17 protein-coding genes and 1 other RNA gene are annotated in these 19,576 nt (G+C 65.2%); 5 read left to right on the top strand and 13 right to left on the bottom strand.

Annotated elements, in window-relative coordinates:
• Positions 1-11 precede the first annotated feature (11 nt).
• The 5 genes from L6639_RS33735 to rsmH form a co-directional block, all read right to left on the bottom strand.
• Entirely contained in the window at positions 12-1,391 is a 1,380-nt protein-coding gene (locus tag L6639_RS33735; RefSeq protein ID WP_237865922.1) for a UDP-N-acetylmuramoyl-tripeptide--D-alanyl-D-alanine ligase, read from the bottom strand.
• Entirely contained in the window at positions 1,388-2,860 is a 1,473-nt protein-coding gene (locus L6639_RS33730; RefSeq protein WP_237865921.1) for a UDP-N-acetylmuramoyl-L-alanyl-D-glutamate--2,6-diaminopimelate ligase, read from the bottom strand. The genes L6639_RS33735 and L6639_RS33730 overlap by 4 nt, the downstream gene beginning before the upstream one ends.
• A gap of 82 nt (positions 2,861-2,942) precedes the next feature.
• The gene (locus L6639_RS33725; protein ID WP_237865920.1) at positions 2,943-4,682 is read right to left on the bottom strand and encodes a peptidoglycan D,D-transpeptidase FtsI family protein; all 1,740 of its coding nucleotides are present in this window, start codon (positions 4,680-4,682) and stop codon (positions 2,943-2,945) included.
• Positions 4,679-5,071, bottom strand: coding sequence for a cell division protein FtsL (ftsL, locus tag L6639_RS33720; RefSeq protein WP_237865919.1), 393 nt, complete (start codon positions 5,069-5,071; stop codon positions 4,679-4,681). The genes L6639_RS33725 and ftsL overlap by 4 nt, the downstream gene beginning before the upstream one ends.
• 3 nt (positions 5,072-5,074) lie before the next feature.
• Positions 5,075-6,064 (bottom strand): 16S rRNA (cytosine(1402)-N(4))-methyltransferase RsmH, encoded by a 990-nt coding sequence (gene rsmH, locus L6639_RS33715; RefSeq protein ID WP_237865918.1) that lies wholly within the window; start codon positions 6,062-6,064, stop codon positions 5,075-5,077.
• Between the two features lie 512 nt (positions 6,065-6,576).
• Between rsmH and L6639_RS33710 the strand changes: the two genes are divergently transcribed.
• A complete protein-coding gene (locus tag L6639_RS33710) occupies positions 6,577-7,359 on the top strand; it encodes an N-acetylmuramoyl-L-alanine amidase (protein ID WP_237865917.1) in 783 nt (260 codons plus the stop codon).
• Between the two features lie 100 nt (positions 7,360-7,459).
• Positions 7,460-8,482 carry a D-cysteine desulfhydrase family protein gene (locus L6639_RS33705; RefSeq protein ID WP_237865916.1) on the top strand — a complete coding sequence of 341 codons (1,023 nt, stop codon included), beginning with the start codon at positions 7,460-7,462 and terminating at the stop codon, positions 8,480-8,482.
• Here L6639_RS33705 and L6639_RS33700 read toward each other — a convergent pair.
• Both L6639_RS33700 and L6639_RS33695 read right to left on the bottom strand, forming a co-directional pair.
• On the bottom strand, positions 8,479-9,711 hold the full coding sequence (locus L6639_RS33700; RefSeq protein WP_237865942.1) for an RNA polymerase sigma factor: 1,233 nt from the start codon (positions 9,709-9,711) through the stop codon (positions 8,479-8,481). The two genes, L6639_RS33705 and L6639_RS33700, sit on opposite strands and share 4 nt — an antisense overlap.
• Complete coding sequence (locus L6639_RS33695) at positions 9,711-10,061, bottom strand: YciI family protein (RefSeq protein ID WP_237865915.1); 351 nt, start codon at positions 10,059-10,061, stop codon at positions 9,711-9,713. The genes L6639_RS33700 and L6639_RS33695 overlap by 1 nt, the downstream gene beginning before the upstream one ends.
• A 150-nt stretch (positions 10,062-10,211) precedes the next feature.
• Here L6639_RS33695 and rnpB point away from each other — a divergent pair.
• Positions 10,212-10,638: RNase P RNA component class A (gene rnpB, locus L6639_RS33690), an RNA gene on the top strand.
• A 58-nt stretch (positions 10,639-10,696) separates the two neighbouring features.
• On the opposite strand, the gene L6639_RS33685 is transcribed toward rnpB, so the two are convergent.
• Complete coding sequence (locus tag L6639_RS33685; protein ID WP_237865914.1) at positions 10,697-11,410, bottom strand: alpha/beta fold hydrolase; 714 nt, start codon at positions 11,408-11,410, stop codon at positions 10,697-10,699.
• Between the two features lie 76 nt (positions 11,411-11,486).
• On the bottom strand, positions 11,487-11,948 hold the full coding sequence (locus L6639_RS33680; RefSeq protein WP_271607129.1) for a DUF983 domain-containing protein: 462 nt from the start codon (positions 11,946-11,948) through the stop codon (positions 11,487-11,489).
• A 49-nt stretch (positions 11,949-11,997) separates the two neighbouring features.
• Here L6639_RS33680 and L6639_RS33675 point away from each other — a divergent pair, with 49 nt between their 5' ends.
• Entirely contained in the window at positions 11,998-13,374 is a 1,377-nt protein-coding gene (locus L6639_RS33675) for an aminotransferase-like domain-containing protein (protein WP_237865912.1), read from the top strand.
• Between the two features lie 6 nt (positions 13,375-13,380).
• Here the strand turns inward: L6639_RS33675 and L6639_RS33670 are convergent, their stop codons facing one another.
• The gene (locus L6639_RS33670) at positions 13,381-13,659 is read right to left on the bottom strand and encodes a hypothetical protein (RefSeq protein ID WP_237865911.1); all 279 of its coding nucleotides are present in this window, start codon (positions 13,657-13,659) and stop codon (positions 13,381-13,383) included.
• 267 nt (positions 13,660-13,926) lie between these two features.
• Here L6639_RS33670 and L6639_RS33665 point away from each other — a divergent pair, with 267 nt between their 5' ends.
• Positions 13,927-14,670 carry a sulfite exporter TauE/SafE family protein gene (locus L6639_RS33665; RefSeq protein ID WP_237865910.1) on the top strand — a complete coding sequence of 248 codons (744 nt, stop codon included), beginning with the start codon at positions 13,927-13,929 and terminating at the stop codon, positions 14,668-14,670.
• Here the strand turns inward: L6639_RS33665 and L6639_RS33660 are convergent.
• From L6639_RS33660 to L6639_RS33650, 3 genes are all read right to left on the bottom strand, one after another.
• Positions 14,667-15,926: an O-antigen ligase family protein gene (locus tag L6639_RS33660; protein WP_237865941.1), complete on the bottom strand. Its 1,260-nt coding sequence runs from the start codon at positions 15,924-15,926 to the stop codon at positions 14,667-14,669. The genes L6639_RS33665 and L6639_RS33660 overlap by 4 nt on opposite strands.
• Before the next feature lie 72 nt (positions 15,927-15,998).
• Positions 15,999-17,402 carry an MATE family efflux transporter gene (locus tag L6639_RS33655; protein ID WP_237865909.1) on the bottom strand — a complete coding sequence of 468 codons (1,404 nt, stop codon included), beginning with the start codon at positions 17,400-17,402 and terminating at the stop codon, positions 15,999-16,001.
• A gap of 53 nt (positions 17,403-17,455) precedes the next feature.
• Positions 17,456-19,255: an ABC transporter ATP-binding protein gene (locus tag L6639_RS33650; protein ID WP_237865908.1), complete on the bottom strand. Its 1,800-nt coding sequence runs from the start codon at positions 19,253-19,255 to the stop codon at positions 17,456-17,458.
• Positions 19,256-19,576: the final 321 nt, after the last annotated feature.

Raw genomic sequence — 19,576 nt, 5'->3', positions numbered from 1 at the left:
TTCCAAGCAGTTTACGCCTTTGCCTGCAAGGCGGCCACTAGGCCCGGCACAAACTTGTTGACCCAGAACATCTTCTTGCTGCCCTTGACAACAACGACATCGCCTGCCTTCAGCAAGTTAGCGACCTCGCTGGCCTTCAGCGTGGCGGGATCGTCGTGCCAGCCGAGCCCCTTGCCTGATGGAAGCGTGTCGAAGAGGTGACGCATCAGCGGCCCGACGCAATAGATGCCGTCAATGCCGTCGAGATGCGAGGCCAGCGCGGTGTGGTAGTGCGGGGCATCGTCGCCCAGCTCCAGCATGTCGCCGAGCACGGCAATGCGGCGACCGCCGGTCATGTTACGCGCCTGAAGGCTCTGCAGCGCGGCGGCCACGCTCGCCGGATTGCCGTTGAAGCTGTCGTCGATCACGGTGACGCCGCCGACCGCCTGCTCGACGCCGCGGCCGGTCATGATGCCGACACGATCGAGCTTGATCGCGAGCGTCGCGACATCGAGATGCGCGGCATGAACAGAGGCGAGCGCGGCCAGCGCATTCTGTACGCGGTGCGGCGCGCCCGGCGTCAGGCTGAAGGCAATCTCCTTCCTGCCGATCGCGGCCACGACCTGCCAGCTCTCGCCATGCGGCGCGTGCTTGACCTCGTGCACCTCGGCATGCTCGCCGAAGCGCACCACCTTGCCCTTCCATTCCGACGCCTTGAGCCCGGCGGGAAGCACCAGCACGCCGTTCTCGGGCAGGCCGAGCGCGATCGACACTTTTTCGCGTCGGATCGCCTCCAGCGAGCCGAGCTTTTCGAGATGCACCGGCTGGACGTTGACGACCAGGGCGACGGTCGGCCGCGTCAATTCGCTGAGCCGCGCGATCTCGCCCGTCTGGTTCATGCCCATCTCGACGACCCAAAGGCTGGCGTCAGGCCGGGCATTGCACAGCGTCAGCGGCACGCCCCAGAAATTGTTGAAGCTCGAGGGGCTCGCATAGGCATTGGGATAGGCAGCGAGAAATTCCTTGGTGCTGGTCTTGCCGGCGCTGCCGGTGAGGCCGATGACCGGGCCTTTAAAACGCGCGCGCGCGGCGCGCGCGAGGCCCCAGAGGCCGTCGATCAGCGTATCCTTGACGATGATCTGGGGAATGCGGATGCCCGCGATCTCGTGCGGCACGATCATGGCGACTGCGCCTGACGCTTCCGCCTTGTCCGCGAACTCCCAGCCGTCGCGCGCACTGGCGAAGGCCGAGATGAAGCCGCCGCTCGGCGTGCCTGATAGCGCCACGAACAGGCCGCCGGGCTTCACCAGGCGGCTGTCCTGGGTGACGAAGTCGATCGGGGTATCAGGGAATGATCCAGACACGCCCAGTGCACGCGCCACCTCGGCAACCGTCCATAATGGCCCGCTCATGCGACCCTCGTTGCTAATGCGGCGGCGACCGCCTCGTGATCACTGAACGGCAGGACCTCGTGGCCTACGATCTGCCCGATCTCGTGGCCCTTGCCGGCGACGAGCAGCGCATCGCCATCTTCGAGCTCCTCGATCGCAGCGCGGATCGCGGCCGCGCGGTCGCCGATCTCTCGCGCGCCCCTGGCGGCGGCGAGGATCGCGGCGCGAATGGCTTCCGGCTTCTCGCTACGCGGATTGTCGTCGGTGATGATGACGAGATCGGCGTTCTCCGCAGCAACCTGCCCCATGATCGGGCGCTTGCCGGCGTCGCGATCGCCGCCCGCGCCGAACACGACGATCAGTCTTCGTTTGGCGTAAGGCCGCAGCGCCTGCAACGCCTTCGCCAGTGCATCGGGCTTGTGCGCATAGTCGACGAAAACAGGGGCGCCATTGCGCTCGCCGACGCGTTCGAGCCGGCCCTTGGCACCTTCGAGATGTTCGAGGCTCGCAAACACGTTGGTAGCATCGCTGCCGGTGCCGATCGCAAGGCCGGCCGAGACCAGCGCGTTCTCGATCTGGAATTCGCCGACCAGCGGCAGCCGCACCGCGTGATGCTTGCCGCGATGTTCGAGGGCTAGCTTCTGCGAAAAGCCTTCGACCGTGGCCTCGACGAGACGGATGCCCTCGCCGGCCCCATCGCCGTAGCGTCCTACCGCCATCACGCGCAGACCGCGCGTCTTCGCCGCATCGATCGCCTCCGCCGAGCAATCATGATCGGCTGAGATCACCGCAGCGCCACCTGATGGAATGAGCTCACGAAACAGCCTGAGCTTTGCCGCGAGGTAGTGCGCAACAGTCGGATGATAATCCATGTGGTCGCGCGTGAGATTGGTGAAGCCGCCGGCGCAGACGCGCACGCCGTCGAGCCGATATTGGTCGAGGCCATGCGAGGACGCCTCGAACGCAAGATGCGTCACGCCTTCGCGCGCGATCTCATCAAGTTGCCGATGCAGCGCGATCGGATCCGGCGTGGTCAACGAACCATAGACGGTGCGCTTGGGCGAGACGAGGCCGATGGTGCCGATGCTGGCCGAAGCATGCCCGAGCCGCTCCCAGATCTGACGCGTGAACGCGGCCACCGAGGTCTTGCCGCTGGTGCCGGTCACCGCCGCGATCGTCGCAGGCTGTGCCGGGAAAAATCTGGCCGCCGCCAGCGCGAGCGCGCGGCGCGGATTGGCGACCGTGATGAACGGCACCTTGCATCCGTCGGGTGCGTGATCCCCAACCACGGCCACAGCACCGGCCGCAACGGCCGCGTCGATGAAGCGCGCCCCGTCGGTCTTGCTGCCCGCAAGTGCGAAGAAGAGATCGCCTGGCTTGACCACCCGGCTGTCGAGCGCAACGCCTGTCACATCGAGCGCCGCAACGGCGGGCTCGATTGCGGCATCATTGCCCAGAATATCCTGACCTATGAGGTCGCGCAGCTTCATGGTCTTCCAGTTGCCGCGCCGGAAAAGCCGAATCCTGAGGGAAAATCCCCGACTCAGCAGCGGCTGCGGCCTACCCGATTGATTACTGGGTTGTCCTGGATGCTGCAAGAATAAGGCGGTCCGCGGGCGGCAGGTCGTAGCGGGGCTCGATGCCGAGCAGCGGCCCGATACGGGTGATGACGTTGCCGGCCGTCGGAACGGCGTTCCAGCCCGAGGTGATGAAGCCGTAGGTCTCCTTCAGCGGCTGCGGCTCGTCGAGCATGATCAGCAGCTGGTACTTCGGCTTGTCGGCCGGCAGGATCGCGGTGAACGCGGTCAGCACCTTCTTCTTGGCGTAGCGGCCGTTGACCACCTTTTCCGCGGTACCGGTCTTGCCGCCGATATAGTAACCGGGAACGTTGGCCTTCTTGGCGGTGCCGATTTCAGCGTTCAGCCGCATCAGGAACCGCATCTTGTCAGACGTCTCGGGCTTGATCACGCGCTTTGCGATCGCCCGCGCTTCCTCTTCGGTGCGCTTGAGGAAGGTCGGCGGAATCAACAGGCCGCCATTGGCCAGCGCGCTGACGCCCATCACGGCCTGCAAGGGCGCCACGGCCATGCCGTGGCCGAAGGCGATAGTGATGGTGTTCAGATCGCCCCAGCGTTTCGGCACGATCGGCGAGGCGCTTTCCGGCAATTCGGTCCGCAGCCGCTCGAGCTGGCCCATCTTGCGCAGGAAGGCCTTGTGGGCTTCTACGCCCTGCGACAGTGCGATGCGCGCCGCGCCGACGTTGGAGGAGAAGGTGAACACTTCCTTCATGTTCAGGAAGCGCCCCTTCGGCTCGTCGTCATGGATCGCGAACTTGCCGTAGTGCAGCGGCCCGCGCGCATCCCACATCGAATCGAGGCCGTACTTGCCGGTATCGAGCGCCATTGCGAGCGTGAAGGCCTTGAACGTCGAGCCCATCTCGTAGACGCCGGTGGTCAGCCGATTGATGCGATCGGGATCGTGGGCTTCCTTGGGATTGTTCGGATCGAAATCCGGGACCGACACCATGGCTATGATTTCGCCGGTGTTGACATTGGTGACGAGACCGGAGGCCGCCTTGGTGTGGAACTTTTCCTTGGCCTTCAGCAGCTCGTCGCGCAACGCGTGCTCGACGCGCAGATCGACCGACAGCTCGACCGGCTTTTGCAGGCGGTCGGTCGCAAAACCGGCGCGGTGGAGATCGGCGAGGCCCTGGTTGTCGAGCCACTTCTCCATGCCGGCGATGCCCTGGTTGTCGATATTGACGAGACCGATGAGGTGGGCGACTTCGTTGCCGGTCGGATAGACCCGCTTGTTCTCGCGCAGGAAGCCGATGCCGGGAATGCCGAGCTTGTGGATGTCCTGCTGCTGCTTCGCCGTAATCTCGCGCTTCAGCCACACGAAACCTTTTCGCGACGACAGGCGCTCGCGCACCTCGGTCTCGTCGAGGTCGGGCACGGTCGCGGTCAACAGCTCGATTGCCTCATCCTTGTCGATGATGCGGCGCGGCTCGCCGAACATGCTGGCGGCCTTGACATCGGTCGCGAGGATCGCGCCGTTGCGGTCGACGATGTCGGGCCGCGCGGTCGCGACCACTTCCTGCGAGGCGGCGCGGCGCGCACTATGGGCGTCGGCGCCGATCGCGAACATCACGAGCCGACTGCCGATCAGGGCATAGACCATGGCAAAGGCGACCATCGCCAGCCCGACACGCGCGCGCGCCTTCGCGGCGCGATCGACATTGCGCCCGTAGAGCAGGCTGCGGATCAGACGCTGGCGCCACGGTTCGGTCGGTTTGGCCGGAACAGCGCTCATTGCTTGTCCTCGGGCTGCGGCACCGAGCCCGTCACGCTGTCGGGATCGCTCGCGGCTTCGATGGTGTTGATCATGGACCCGATCGGATCAGGCTCGCCCGGCCGGAACATCCGCGGCGGACGGTCGGGCAGGTTCTTCAGTGAGTCATATTGCGTGCCGTTGACGGGCTTGAGCGGCAGATGCCGCTCGACGAGGCCTTGCAGGCGCAAGGGCGCATCGAGCCTGGCCCATTCGGAGCGCAACTGCGCGATCGCATCGCGCTGCTCGCGGATCTCCGCATGCAGCCGCAGCACCTTCTCGGTGCGCGCGGTGGAATCCATCTTGATCCGGTAGACATAGGCCGCCGCGAAAATCAGCGCGCCGATGACGAGAAGGTGGATGAAGCGCATCTGCTAGCCGCCCCTCATCACGTCGGAGAGTTTTGGCCAGGACGATGGCTCGTCGTCGGCATGCACCGGCGCCGAAGTGCGTTCGGCGGCGCGCAGCTTTGCGGAACGCGCCCGCGGATTGTGCGCAACTTCTTCTTCGCCGGCGATCACGGGCCGCCGCGTCAGAAGCTGGAAGCTCGGCGCTGTTTGCGCCACCTCGGGCAGATGCCGCGAGCCGCCGCCGGTCTTGGCACGCAAGCTAAGGAAATTCTTGACGATGCGGTCTTCAAGCGAGTGGAACGAGACCACAACGAGACGGCCACCAGGCTTGAGCACATGCTCGGCGGAAGCAAGCGCGGTCTGGAGCTCTTCGAGCTCTTCGTTGACGAAGATGCGCAGCGCCTGGAACGTTCGTGTTGCCGGATGAATATCGCCGGGCTTCGAGCGCACCACGCGTCCGACGAGATCGGCGAGCGCGCGCGTGGTGGTGAACGGCGTCTCCTGCCGGTCGGCAACGATGGCGCGGGCGACGCGGCGCGAATGCCGTTCTTCGCCGAAGAGATAGATAATGTCGGCGAGATCGCTCTCCGAGGCGCGCGCGACAACATCGGCGGCCGTCGGCCCGGTCTGCCCCATCCGCATGTCGAGCGGACCGTCGAGACGGAACGAGAAGCCGCGGCCGGCCTGGTCGAGCTGCATCGAGGACACCCCGACATCCATCACGACGCCGTCGACCGCATCGATGCCTTGCGCGGCGCAGACCTCGGCGAGGTTCGAGAAACGGTCTTCGACCAGCGTCAGCCGGCCGCCAGCGCGCGCGACCAGCTCGGCGCCGCCGGAGATCGCGGTGCGATCACGATCGATCGCGATGACGCGGGTTCCCGGTACATCGAGTATGGCGCGGCTGTAGCCGCCAACCCCGAAGGTGGCATCGACGTAGATGCCGCCCTGGCGCGGCGCGAGATGCTCGATCGCCTCACGGCCAAGCACGGGAATGTGCGGCGCATCACTCATGCGCCGCACCCGTCGGACGGACAGGTGAAATCGGGGGCGAGCAAGCCCATCACGCCTCGAATAACTCCGCGTCGCGGCGGTTCCACGACAAAGCCCCAGTTCAGCAAGCGCACCGCGTCCGGTCGTCCCGGGCGGCAGACCCGGTGTTCCCAGCGGAATATGTCGGGCTGCCATGGGATTTCGAGCCAAAAGCGCTTTTGGCCGCCTCCGGACGCGGGTCGGCTCTTCACCTCTCAGTAACGGCGCTTAGCGTTAAGAAAGCGTTGATCGGCTCATTACATCTCGAAAAGGTGCTTGGGTGGTGATGCGTCGTCCACACACTGGGCCCAAAATGCACGCGTTAACTGACCTGCGCGATTGCGCGGACCGGACAGTAAAGAAATAGTAAAGAGAAGGGCTTGGCCCACTCGTCCTCCGATTCTGAGCTGTTTATGTCGTCCGGTCCGTCCACACCGTCTGGAACTGATTCGAAGCGTCAGCGCGTTCTCCCGGTTCCAAAGGCCGCAGCGAGCATGCGGACGTTCGAGCCGGATTCGTCGATCGTCTCCGACATCATCCCTTCGCCCAATCACGGCGACCGCAACAAGGGACGGCAGGTGGACATGATCTTGCTGCACTACACCGGCATGCCCGACGTCGAGGGCGCGCTGGCGCGGCTGTGCACGGCCGGCACCGAAGTGTCGGCCCATTATGTCGTGCTGGAGGACGGCCGCATCGTGCAATGCGTGCCGGAATCGCGCCGCGCCTGGCACGCCGGCGTCTCGTCCTGGGCCGGCGAAGACGACATCAACTCCTGCTCGATCGGGATTGAGATCATCAATCGCGGCCACGACTGGGGCTATCCGGAATATCCGCTGCGCCAGATCGCCGCCGTGATCGCGCTGTGCCGGGGCATCATGCTCCGCCGCAAGGTAACGCCGCAGCGGGTGCTCGGCCATTCCGACGTCGCGCCCGCGCGCAAGAAGGATCCCGGCGAAAAATTTCCCTGGCATTCCCTCGCCAATTCCGGTGTCGGCCACTGGGTGACGCCGGCGCCGATCGTGCGCGGCGAAACCCTGATGCTCGGCACCATCAGCGACGAGGTGCTGAGCCTGCAGCAGGCGCTCGCCCGCTACGGCTATGGCGTGCCGCTGTCGGGCAAATACGACGCATCGACCATGGAAGTCGTCACCGCCTTCCAGCGCCACTTCCGCCCCGCGCGCCTCGACGGTGTTGCCGATCACTCGACGCTGTCGACCTTGCAGGCGCTGCTGGCGAGCCTGCCGGCGGATGGGACTGCTGCCGCGTCGAAGTAGCGCGTCCCAGAGTTCGCCTGAATGTGATCGCACTATCGTCCCTGCAATTCCCGACGTCGGGCTATGGTCCGATCGTCGGACACACGGGACGAGGCAAACGATGCCTGGGGATCGCAAGCCGCTGATCGACCGCCTCGCAGCCTTTCCGCGCCTGGGCCTCGCCAATCTTCCCACGCCGCTCGAGCCAATGAAGCGACTGACGGCTCATCTCGGCGGGCCGCGGCTGTGGGTCAAACGCGACGACGCGACGGGGCTTGGCTTCGGCGGCAACAAGTTGCGCAAGCTCGACTACGTCCTGCACGATGCAGTCTCGAAAGGCGCGGACACGATCGTCTCAGGCGGTGTCGTGCAATCGAATAGCCAGCGGCAGGTCGCGGCAGTTGCGGCAAAGCTCGGTCTGCCCTGCCATCTCGCCGTCTATCACGGCCGGCTCGCGCCGCCGACACCGGAATACGAGACCTCGGGCAATGCCTTTCTCAATCGGCTGTTCGGCGCGCATCTGCACGACGTGCCCTGGACCGGCGACCGCAATGCCGCCATCCGCACGCTCGTCGACGATCTCCGGACGAAAGGACGCAAGCCATATTTTGTGCCCTACGGCGTCTCGAATGTACTGGGCGCGGTTGCCTATGCCACCACGATCGCCGAAATCGCGCAGCAGGCGGCGCTGTCTGGCTTCAAACCATCCGCGATCGTGCATTGCTCCGGTAGTGCCGGCACGCAGGCTGGTCTCATCGTCGGCGCGGCCATCTCCATGCCGGACACGAAAGTCATCGGGATCGACATCGATGCCGAGCCGGCGCGGGTGCGCACTGACGTGGTGGGGCTTGCGCGGCAAGCGGCGGATCTGCTCGACGCAGATTTCGACGAGGCCTTGGTCGAAGTGGTCGCCGGTCACGCCGGCCCAGCCTATGGCGTGCCGCACGCGGCTACGATCGAGGCGATCCGGCTCGCCGGACAAACGGAGGCGCTCGTGCTCGACCCCGTCTATTCGGGCAAAGGGCTCGCCGGCCTGATCGCGATGATCCGGATGGGGCGTTGGCGCAATGACGAGGACGTCATCTTCCTGCACACGGGCGGCGCCCCCGCCCTGTTCGCCTATCAGAGTGCGCTCGGCATCTAGTCGAGCTCCCGCAGCCGCCGCGCATACAGCCGTCGCAACGGCTCGAGCTGGGTCGCCTCGCTCGCCACGCGATAAGCCTCGCGCGCGTCATCCTTGCGGCCGAGCCGTCGCAGCAGATCGGCGCGCACCGCCGGCAACATCTCGTAACCATCGAGGCCGCCACGCGCGGTGATCGCGTCGACGAGATCGAGCGCGCGGGCGGGGCCGTCGACCATCGACACGGCGGCGGCGTGGTTGAGCTCGATCACCGGTGACGGGCTGATGCGCAACAGCACTTCATAGAGCCCGGCGATCTGCGGCCAGTCTGTCGCCTCGAAGCTCGGCGCGCGGGCATGCAACGCGGCGATCGCGGCCTGCACCGCATAGGGCTGCGGCCGGCCCGGCACGCGCAGCGCGTCATCGACGAGGCGCAAGCCTTCCTCGATCTGCGCGCGATCCCAGAGCGAACGGTCCTGCTCTTCCAGCAGGACGATGTCGCCGGCCGCGGTCTCGCGGCCGGCGCGGCGCGCATCGTGCAACAGCATCAGCGCCAGCAGGCCCTTGATCGCGGCGCGATCCGGCATCAGACGGTCAAGCAAGCGCGCCAGCCTGATCGCCTCAGTCGCGAGATCGGGCCGCATCAGGTCCGTGCCCGAGGTTGCGACATAGCCTTCGGTATAGACCAGATAGATCACGGCAAGCACGCCGTCGAGCCGAGGCGCCAGCGCGTCGCGCTCCGGCACCTCATAGGGAATGCCGGCGAGCCTGATCTTCTGCTTGGCGCGGACGAGGCGCTGCGCCATCGCATCCTCACCAATGAGGAACGCGCGCGCGACCTGCGCGGCGGAGAGGCCGCAGACGGTGCGCAGCGTCAGCGCGACCTGGACCTCGACCGCGAACGCCGGATGGCAGCAGGTGAAGATCAGCCGCAGCATGTCGTCGTCGAGCACCGCGGGCGGCTCAGCCGGCGTATTCGCGTTGAGCTCGAGCTCATGCAGGAGCGCCTGCTGCTTGCCGCGAAAGGCGGCCTGGCGCCTGATGCGGTCGATCGCCTTGTTGCGGCCGACATTGACCAGCCAGGCGCGCGGATTGTCAGGGATCTCGCACGCCGACCAGCGCTCCAGCGCGACCGCGAACGCATCCTGCAGCGCGTCCTCGGCCAAATCGAAATCGCCGACGAGGCGGATCAGGGTGGCCAGCGCCCGCCCCGCCTCGTCGCGGAAGATCTTGTCGATGTCGCTCGGTGCGATCAATTGTAGATCATGACCGGCCGGACCTCGATCGAGCCCCGCTTCGCCTCGGGAATTCGCGCGGCGAGCGCAACGGCATCGTCGATATCCTTGGCTTCGACCAGATAGTAGCCGCCGAGCTGCTCGCGCGTTTCCGCGAACGGGCCGTCGGTGGTCATGGTCTTGCCGTCGCGAACGCGCACCGTGGTCGCGGTCGTCGTCGGCTGCAGCCCATCGCCGGCCTTGAAATGGCCGCTCTGGATGATCGACTGGGTGTAGGCGCCGTATTCTCCCATCAGCTTCTGGCGGTCGGTGGCGCTCATGTCGGTCATGTAGTTTTCGTTCCGGTAGATCAGCAGCAGATATTGCATCGCTTTACTCCTGTGCTTCGGCTGGATCGCCGACATCCAGTCGAACGGGGTCCGCGCCCAACGACATCTTCAGGATAAATTATTTCCGCCGCCGCGTGCGCCACGATCTTGGCTTGACGAAACCGTCACAAATGCCCATTGCCTTGTCAGTCAGTCGGCCGGACGGCCGCTCCGGCAAGCGCCGAAAGGCCGCCGGGGAGGAAAGTCCGGGCTCCCTTGACATACGGTGCCGGATAACGTCCGGCGGGGGCGACCCCAGGGAAAGTGCCACAGAGAACGAACCGCCCCGCTTCGCCTTCGGGCTTCGCGGGGTAAGGGTGAAAAGGTGCGGTAAGAGCGCACCGCGGGTCCGGCAACGGAGCCGGCATGGTAAACCCCACCGGGAGCAAAACCGAATAGGGACGGCATAGCGGGCTGTTCGCGAAAGCGATAACGCCGCGGGGCGATGTCAGGCCCGCCGTCCGGGTAGGTTGCTCGAGGTCATGTGCAAACATGGTCCCAGAGGAATGGTCGTCACGTATCGTTTGCGCAAGCAGGCGGTGCCCTACAGAACCCGGCTTACAGGCCGGCTGATATCTTGCAACGAGGGGTTCGATGCCAACGCATCGGACCCCTCACCAATTTTGGGCGCCGCTCTACGCCACGATCTCGTGCAACACCTTCATCAATGCCCCCGGTGCCGTAACGTTCGGCGCGTGGCTGGCGTCGAGCTCGAAATAGCGCCAGCCCTGCTCGCTCCTCGCCCGCCTTGCGAATTGCCCGAACACATCACCGGGCGGGATGCGGGCGCAATAGATGTAGCTGCGCGGCATTGCCGGCTCGCCGTGCTGAAGCTTCAGCTTCGTCTCGAAGCATTTGATCGGCATGTTGATTCGGCGGGCGTTGAGCCAATCGAGATCGGCCTGTGGCGTATCAGGGGGCGGCGGGTTCGGCGGGATGCGATAGCCATCGCCGGCGGCGGCAGCCTTGCGCATCGGCTCGCGTCCACCTTCGTTGAGATCGAACAGCGACTGGCCATCGCGCGGCACGAAGGCGTCAAGATAGATCAATTGCGTCACGCGCTCACGCGCGCGATCGGCAACGCCCGTCGCGACCATGCCGCCATAGCTGTGGCCGAGCAGCACGATGTCGTCGAGATCCTCGAACTTGATGACGCCCAGGATGTCCTGGATGTGCGTGTCGAGATCGACCGCGGGACTGGCGAGATGCGATCGTTCACCGAGCCCGGTGTAGGTGGGCGCGACCAGGCGGTGGCCGGCCTGCGCCATCAGCGGATGCATCTTGCGCCAGGACCAGCCGCCGGACCACGCGCCATGACAAAGCAGGAAGGTTTTTGCGCGTGCGGCCATTGGCGTTTCCATCGTTCTTGTTTTGATGCGATGGAGTGTAGCAATGGGCCGCGCGATGTAAACGCCGCGAGCTGCCTCAGGCCGCGCGCTGTGCCTTCACCAGCACGGGCGCAAGCTGGCCGGCTTCCCGCCGCAGCTTGCTCGCCTCAAACCCGTGCATGCCGATCTGCCATTGCAGGCCGACGATCGCGCCTTTGGTCGGTTGCAGCAGAGCAAGCGAAGCAAACAGCGTCACCGGCAGCCACACTGCGAGTTGCAGCCAGACCGGCGGCGCATAGGCGGTCTCGACCGCAAGGATCGCCGGCACCACGAGATGGCCGACCACGACCATGACGAGATAGGCCGGGAAGTCGTCGGCGCGCTGATGGAACAGCTCCTCGCCGCAATGATCGCAAGCGCTGGCCACCTTGAGGAAACGGCCGAACACGTGCCCTTCGCCGCAATTCGGGCACTTGCCGCGAAAGCCACGCCACATCGCCTTTGCCAGAGAGACTGAACCGGTCGTCATGACGACACCTCTTCCGTTTTGATGATCCATACAATAATATCCTGCATCCATACATTCAAAGGATATGGGCCTAAATTGCATGGATTGGACCCCTACAATTTCGGAGCTCTCAGGGCCGCGCTACCAGCGCATCGTCGACGCAATGGAGGCCGACATCGCGACGGGCCGGCTGGTGCGGGGACAGCAATTGCCGACGCAGCGTGCGCTGGCAAAAGCGCTGGGCATCGACCTCACCACGGTGACGCGCGCCTACACCGAGGCACGACGCCGCGGCATCATGGAGGCCCGCGTGGGCCAGGGCTCGTTCGTGTCGGAGACCAGTGCACGCCGTACGGTCGACCTGCCACATCCGGTCACGATCGACCTCTCCATGAACGTGCCGCCGCATCCGCTCGAAGCGCAGCTCGACGAGCGCATCATCGCCGGCTTTGAGGCCCTTCGCGCGCAATCGGGCCTGACCGCATTCCTGAACTACCAGCCGCCGGGCGGCAGCGCGCATGAGCGCGAGGTCGCCGCGCGCTGGATGCGTGCGCGCGTTCCCCATGCGCAGGCCGACAAGCTCGTGATCTTTCCGGGCGCACAGACGATCCTGTTCAACCTCCTCGCCCACCTCGCGCGGCCAGGCGACGTCGTGCTGACGGAGGCCCTCACCTTTCCCGGCATTAAAGCGGCGGCTGCGCAGCTCGGCGTCAAGCTCGTCAGTGTCGCCATGGATGACGGGGGCATTTTGCCGGATGCGCTGGCGAAGGCCTGTCGCACGCACGGCCCGAAGGCAGTCTATCTCATTCCGACCCTGCACAATCCGACCACGGCGACACTCTCCGCCGAGCGACGCAGTGCAATCGCCAAGATCGTCCGCGATGCCGATACTGCCCTGATCGAGGACGATGCCTACGGGCTGCTCGACCGATCGGCCTCGCCGATTGCGAACCTCATCCCGGAGCGGACATATCTCGCGACGACACTGTCAAAATGCATCGCGCCGGCGTTGCGCGTTGCCTATCTCCTGGCGCCCGACGTCGACGCGCAGCTTCAGATGCGCGGCCATCTGCAAGCGACAGTGCAGATGCCGGCGCCGCTGATGGTCGCGCTGGTGACGCATTGGCTCGAGAACGGTGTCGCCGACCGCATCATCGCGGCCATCCTCAACGAGGCCGTCGGCCGCCAGCAATTGGCGCAGCGCGCACTGAAGGGGTTTCAGTTCCAGGCCAACCCCGCCGCGCATCATCTGTGGTTGCGGCTTCCGGAGGGATCGGGCCGCCGCGATGTCGCCGCGCAGCTGTTGCGCGATGGGCTCGCCGTCGTGGCCAGCGACTCTTTCGTGGTCGATGGCAGTCCGCCGAATGCTGCACGGCTGTCGCTCGGCGCCGCGCGCAATCGCGCGGAGCTGACGCAAGCACTCCGGATTCTGATCGGCACGCTGCAGAGGCCCGCGGATACCAGGCAGATCGTCTAAGGCGCGTCAGCCGCCTCGTCTCACGCTGTCGAGAAATTGCTCGCGTTCGCCAGGCGCGTAGCCCTGGGAATCCCGCGGATACATTTCATATTCACCGTACGGTGCCGAGCGGGGATAGATCGCCGGCCCGGATGGTGCGTAGCCAAAGGCCGAAGCGGGGTCTGAGGCGCCTCCTCCCTGATCGGGACGAACAATGACATGCTGTCGGTGCGCATGGTGCACCGTAGCCGCGTTCGCAGAGCCCATGAGGGCGATCAAAAGGCTCGAAGCCAGAATCATACGCATTGCTGTCTCTCCAATCGACGGCCGCCCCGGCTCAGATACGAATGAGGTCCCGCCGTTCCAACAAGGAGCGGGTTCACGATTAGTCACTTCGGTGGCATCACCGGCGCGGCGCACCTATGGTTGTTCTCCATTTTCCTGGGCGTATCGTTCGAAAATGCCCGACGATTGCAGGTCGCATTTGCGTGCAAGCATGCATTGACCTCGACGTCCGCGGCTGTGCTATGCACGGTGCGGTGATCACGAGATCGCGACAACAGGAACTTAGGCGTGGAAACGTTCACGATTGCGCTGCTGCTGTTCGGCGCGCTGGCCGGCGGGTTCGTCTCGGGGCTGGCCGGGTTCGGCACCGCGCTGATGGCGCTCGGCATCTGGCTTTACGTGCTGCCGCCCTCGCTCGCGGTGCCCCTGGTGCTGATCTGCTCGGTGATCGCACAAACCTCGACGCTGCCATCGATGTGGAAAAGCTTTGACCTCTCGCTGGTGTGGCCGTTCCTGATCGGTGGGTTGCTCGGCGTGCCGATCGGAACCACGCTGGTCGCTTCGGCCGATCCAAAAGTGTTCAAACTGAGCGTCGGCGTCCTGTTGCTGATCTTCTCGAGCGCGCTCTACTTCAACAAAAAGCAGTTCGCCGTCACCTTCGGCGGCCGCATCGCCGACGGCGTGATCGGCTTTGCCGGCGGCATTTTGGGCGGGCTCGCCGGCCTGTCCGGACCGCTCCCGATCCTGTGGGCCAATATCCGCGGCTGGAACAAGCACGAACGGCGGGGCATCTTCCAGCTGTTCAATTTCACGGTGCTTGCGACCGCGCTGGTGCTGCAAACCGCCTCGGGCCTCGTCGCATTCAAGGTGGTGTGGCTCGCGATGGTCGCATTCCCGGGCACGTTGATCGGCGCATGGCTGGGGGCGCGCGTCTATCACGCCCTCAGCGACAAGCATTTTGGCGACGTCGTGCTCGGCCTGCTATTCCTCTCGGGCGCGACCCTGGTTTGGAACAGCGTCAGTGCGTTCTAGCTCTTCTTCGCGAGCGCCATGCCGCCCGCGACACCGAGCACGTAGATCCAGCCCGGCGTGAAGTCGAACAGATGGGTGTTGAGCATCGAGGACAGCATGTTCTGCACCACGACCAATAGGCCGATCCAGCAGGCGAGCCCCTCGCCGCGGAACATCAGCAAATGCGCAAACCATAGCGCGTAGAGAACCAGCACGCCCACCACGCCCCATTGCACCGCAACGCTCAGCGTCTGATTGTGCGGATTGCTGACGATCTCGCCGCGCAGCGGATCGGCCTCCGCATCCGCAGCCGCGCCTGCGAACAGAGCGCGGATCGAGCCGGTGCCGTGGCCAACCAGCGGCGCATCAGCGACGAAGCCCAGGGATTTCCGCCAGTACTCCAGACGTGAACCCATGCCGCTGACCTGCTTGTCCTCCACGCTCATCTCGTAGTCGCCCTGGAACTTCGCGACGGTTGCGCGCAGATGCGGCGAGACCGTCCAGAGTGACACAGCCAACCACGCCATCGCACCCGCGGCCAGCAAGGCGGCGCGCCAACGCAGATGCAGGAGAGCAAAGACCACGAGCAGGATCGGCAGCGTCACCAGTGCCGTGCGCGAGACCACGACAAACGTCATATTGGCGAGAAAGCCGATCGCGATCGCGGTAAGCAGCATCGCGATACGGACGCGTCCCTCGCGAAACAACGCCACGATCGGATAGATCGACGCAATCGCGCAGAGCCCGAACTCCTGGCTCTGGTCGATATAGTTGCGCACCGCGACACCGCTCTCGATCTTATACGGCCCGCGCGACAGATAGAGCTTCAGCGACAGATCGGGGTCAACAGCGACGGCGAAGGAGACCAGCATGACCAGCGCGCAGGATGTGAGAAAAGCCACGAACACCCAGACGCCGTAGGGCCAACGCTCGAACTGGTAGATCAGAAGCGGGATCACCAGGAGCTTCAACACCGGTCCGATCGCATGAACTTTTTCCGGCCACGGGGCCTCCGACCAGAGCATGCCGACAAGCGCGAGGACCACCAGCGCGATCGGCAGCAGGCAGACCGGACGCAGCAGCGAGCGCGGGAAGTCGCGCAGATCGAGGAACGCGAAGGCAATCAGCCAGGGTATCAGCGCGAACGTCGTCCCGCTCGTCGTCCACGGCAGCAGCAGCGCGATCAGCGCGACAAAACGAGCCGGCGTGCGGTAGCGCGCCGCCCAGATCGCCGAGAGCCAGGTCGCCGGCCGCCCCTCGTTCGCCACTCCGCCCATTCGTCCCTTCGACAATCCCACCCTCGCAGCCCGGCAAATTAGCCGGAGCCGCGGGGATGGAACAAGCCGTCGCTACGCAGGCTCGCGGGCCAGAGGCGCGCTGGGCTCCGAACTCACCGGCTCTTCAGCATTCTCCGTCGGAGTCACCAGCCGCTTCCTGAACTCGCGGCGCAACAACCACAGGCTCTGGACGGCCTGGAGCGTCGTCGCCGCGTTCGATATGTACCAGACGTACTCGATCCGAAAGCCCGGCCGCGTCGAAAGCCAGATCGCCGGCAGAGAATAAGTGAGGACGCGTGTCGCCGAGCTCCACAGCACCGGCTTGGTGTTGCCGAGGCCCTGGAACATGCTGGAGCAGACAAAGATGAATCCCTGCGCCACCATGTTCAGCGAGATCATTTTCAGAAACAGCAACGCGACCCTCATCGTCTCCGGATCATTCGAGAAGCCGGTGAGCAACAATCCGGGTGCGAGCTGCACGAAGACAGTGAGCGCGATCATCAAGACCGTCGCAATCAACGCCGCCCTGACGAAGGTCTCCCGCACTCGCTCGCTGTTGCCCGCACCGAAATTCTGGCCCGCAATCGGCCCCGCCGCGAGGGCGACGGCAAGCGCCGGCATCTGGATCAAGCCGATGACGCGCGTGCCGATGCCAAATCCGGCCTGGGCCGCCGGACCGAGATCGCGCAGCACGTAATAGATCGCGGCCATGAAGATAAAGATCATCGCGAACTCGCCGCCCGCGGGCAGACCGACATTGAGGATCCGTTTCCACTCCCGCAGCCGCGGACGCCATTGCTCCGGATGGAAGGCGACGTAGCGCTCCAGCCTGTGATAATAAGCGAACAGCATCAGCACGCCGATGAAGACGGCGATTGAGCTCGCAAGGCCCGCTCCGGCGACACCGAACGCGTGTCCGGTGCCCCAGCCCGTGATCAGGACCGGCGCCAGCGCGATGTTGAGGAGCACGGCGAGCACCTGCACCAGCATGCTCGGCCGCACGATGCCGGTGGCCCGCAGCGCGGCCCCCATCACTTGCGTCACGAATTGCAGGGCCAACGCCGGCATGAACCAGTGGAAATAGGTGGCGCCAGCCTCGATCGTGGCCGCGTCGAGCGAGATCGCGCGCATATAGGGGCGCGCCAGCGCCAGGCCGCCGAGCAGCGTCAGCAGCCCGAACAGCACCGACAGCACGACCGACTGGTTGAAGATGATATTGGCGTCGTCGCGGTCCTTGCGGCCCACGGCATGCGCGATCAACGCGACCGCGCCGACACCGAGCATCTGCATCAGCCCGTTGACGAGGAAGCCGGCGTTACCGGCCGCGGCGACACCGGCAACAGCGGCGTCGCCGAGCCCGGACACGAAGTACAGGTCGACGAGTTGGCAGATCATGATCGTGATCATGCCGACCACGATCGGTGGCGCCATGCTCAGAATGTGGCTCACGATGGAGCCGCGCGTCAGGTCCTTCATGTCATTCCATCCTCGACGACGTGACGGCAAGGCTTTCGCCCTGCCGCCGCGCGTCATTCCGCTGCTGCGATATGCCCGAGCTCCACCACTTGGCGCTCGAACAGGCTGCGATAGATCCCGCCGGGCTTGCTCGCGAGCATGGCATGCGTGCCTTGCTCGACGATCTCGCCGCGGTCGAACACGAGAATGCGATCGAGGCTCTTCACCGTCGACAGCCGGTGCGCGATCACGATCGAGGTGCGGCCTTTCATCAGCCGCTCCATTGCCTGCTGGATCAGCGCCTCCGATTCCGAATCGAGGCTCGAGGTCGCCTCGTCCAGGATCAGCACCGGCGCATCCGCCAGGAAGGCGCGCGCCAGCGCAACGCGCTGCCGCTCGCCGCCCGACAGTTTGACGCCGCGTTCGCCGACCAGCGTGCCGTAGCCCTTCGGCAAGCGCAGGATGAAATCGTGCGCATTGGCGAGCCGCGCCGCCTGCTCGATCGCCTCCAGGCTGGCGCCGGGCCGGCCGTAGGCGATGTTCTCGGCGAGTGTGCGGTGAAACAGGATCGGCTCCTGTTGCACGATCGCGATCTGGCAGCGCAGCGATTGCTGCGTTGCGAGCGCGATATCCTGCCCGTCGATCAGCACCTGGCCGCCGGTGACGTCGTAGAGCCGCTGCACCAGCTTGACGAACGTCGTCTTGCCGGAGCCGGAGCGGCCGACGAGACCGACACGCTCGCCGGCGCGGATCGTCAAGGACAATCCGTCGTAGAGCGGCGCGCGATGTCCGCTGTAATGGAACGTGACGTCGTCGAACACGATCTCGCCGCCTTCGATCGCGATCGGCAGCGCGCCTTCGGCATCCGCGATGCCGATCGGCTCGTCATGGATCGCCACCAGCTCCTCCATGTCGTTGACCGAACGCTGGAGGTTGTTGATGTGCATGCCGACATCCCGCAGGTAAGCGTGGATCACGTAATAGCTCGTCAGCACGTAGGTGACGTCGCCGGGCGAGGCGCGACCCGACATCCACAGCAGCACCGAACCGCCGATCACGGACGCACGCAGGCACAGCAGCAGCGAGAGCTGCGACATGGCCGTGTAGTTGTAACGGAACCAGGTCCGCCGCACCCGCACGCGCCAGCGCTTGATGACGCGGGCGAGCCGCGCATCCTCGCGCATTTCCGCGCCGAACGATTTCACCACCGCGTTGCAGGTGAGCGCGTCCGCCAGCGTGCCGCCGACCTTGGTGTCCCAGGCATTGGAGACACGCGCGGCCGGCGCGATGTAGCGCATCGAGAACAGCACCGTCATCGTGACATAGGCGGCCGCGCCGAGCGCGATCACCGCACCAAGCGAGGCCCAGTGCACGCCGAGCAGGATCATCGATCCGATCAGCACCGCTAGCGACGGCAGCAGAGCCAGCAGGATGGTGTCGTTCAGCAGGTCGAGCGCCCACATGCCGCGGGTAATCTTGCGCACGGTCGAGCCGGCGAAGGAATTGGCGTGCCAGTCGGTCGAGAAGCGCTGCACGCGCAGGAAGGCATCCTGCGCGACGTCAGACATCAGCTTCAGCGTGAACGGCACGATCACCTGGAGTCCGCTCAGGCGCAGCACCATCGACGCAGCGCCCAGCACCACGATGCCACCCAGCGCCACCAGGGCGGCGTGGCGCGCATCGGGATCGGACGGCCCGCGCGTCAGCGCATCGACCAGATGTCCTGAGAACACCGGCATGAACAGATCGGCGACGGTCGCACCTAACAGGCCGACGGCGATGGCAAGCGCCCGCCCCGGCTGCTTCAGCCAGTGCCGGAACACAAAGCGCAGAACCACGCGGATAGCCGCGGGCTTTTTCGACAAGGCGGTCATGACATTATCCGGCCGCTGTTGGCGCGGGCCGGCTCCATCGATGGACACAAGCCGGCCGCGAGGGCCGAAGCAGCGTCACTTGAATTGGCTTACAGTTGGGAAGCGGAGCGATCGGGGTAAAAAATCCGATCGAAGCTGGCGGAAGCGGCCTCTAGGCGGCCAAGCAGGTACCGAGCCAGAACATCGAGCGCGGGCGTACGATCTGCGAATGCGACGAAATCATGCAAATCTCTCCCCGGTTCGATTGAAATGAGGTGCGCTTTATAGATGTGTGATTTGCAGTTTGCAACGGGGCCTGCGCGAGATCACGCACGAGTGTTG

This window comes from Bradyrhizobium zhengyangense (genome assembly GCF_022012555.1).
GTDB lineage: Bacteria > Pseudomonadota > Alphaproteobacteria > Rhizobiales > Xanthobacteraceae > Bradyrhizobium > Bradyrhizobium zhengyangense.
This window is presented reverse-complemented; position numbering and strand designations above follow the sequence as displayed.